This window comes from Allokutzneria sp. NRRL B-24872 (genome assembly GCF_002155965.1).
GTDB lineage: Bacteria > Actinomycetota > Actinomycetes > Mycobacteriales > Pseudonocardiaceae > Allokutzneria.
Window position 1 is genome coordinate 1 of sequence record NZ_MUMH01000292.1, and the last position, 1110, is coordinate 1110.

A 1110-nucleotide genomic window follows, 5' to 3' on the forward strand; every position below is an offset into this window, starting at 1 on the left:
GATCGTGCCCTGGGTGCGCACCGTGGGCATCCAGTTCCGCGAGGCGGGACCGGAGAAGGTGGTCGTCGAGCTGCCGGCGGCGGTGTGGAACCAGGTGCTGGACAACCCGGACGACCCGAACATCAAGCTTGGTCGGCAGCGGCGTCGCGATGGCCAGCTGCTAGCTCGCGCGCGGCCGTCTCACCGCCACCGCCGTGCTCGGCCGTCCCGCCGCCGACGCGATCGCGGAGCTGACGGCTGGTACCCGCCCGGACGTCCCCGTGCACGTGACGATCAACGACGCCGAGGGCCTGGAGACCGGTCGGCTGGACATCGTCTGGACGCTGAAACCGCACTCCAAGGGCTAAACGGGTACTCCAACGGCGTTCCGGTGAACGTCATCCAACCGGAGGTATACCCCGTTTCTTCTTCACCCCCAGACTGGTTTGCGAGCGGACCGCACCGACCAGTTCTCTGGAGGTGATAACCGTGGTCTACGCGCTGACCTGGATGCCAGGAGTCCTGCGCGAAGCCGGCCTGGACGTGGTGGAGATCGGCGGCTGGCAGAACCGGGGACACGGCAACTTCTCCGATGTCCGGGGTGTGCTCCTGCACCACACCGCCGGGCCCGCGAGCGGGAACTTCCCCTCGCAGAACGTGCTCGTGAACGGCCGTCCGGGTCTGGCAGGGCCCCTGTGCAACCTCGGACTCGGACGGGACGGCACTTGGTTCGTCGTCGCAGCCGGCCTCGCGTACCACGCGGGAGCCGGCTACGCGTCGTGGTGCGGGCGGGACAACGGGAACAACCACCTGATCGGCGTCGAGGCGGAGTCGACAGGCAGGGGCGACTGGACATCGGCCCAGCACGAGTCGTACCCGCGCGGCGTCGCGGCGCTGCTCGGGCACGTCGGGCTGGGTCCGGACCGAGCGCTGGCACACAAGGAGTGGGCCCCCAACCGCAAGATCGACCCCGCCGGCTGGCCCGGCGACATGGGCGGCTTCCGGGGCTCCGTCGGGGAATGGATGGAGGGTGGCATGCCAAGCCCAGAGGAGATCGCCACAGCGGTGTGGAGCCACATCCTGGCCCAGCCGGACCGACCGGAGAACAAGCAGGCCGCGTGGGTGTGGCTG

General features: G+C 69.5%; 2 protein-coding genes. Both read left to right on the plus strand.

What is annotated here, in order from left to right; translation table 11 throughout:
* Nucleotides 1-194: 194 nt before the first annotated feature.
* The gene (locus CCN37_RS40525; protein WP_168201051.1) at nucleotides 195-347 is read left to right on the plus strand and encodes a DUF4442 domain-containing protein; all 153 of its coding nucleotides are present in this window, start codon (nucleotides 195-197) and stop codon (nucleotides 345-347) included.
* A 121-nt stretch (nucleotides 348-468) separates the two neighbouring features.
* A partial coding sequence (locus CCN37_RS37520; protein ID WP_210408392.1) for an N-acetylmuramoyl-L-alanine amidase occupies nucleotides 469-1110 on the plus strand: 642 nt, incomplete at its 3' end.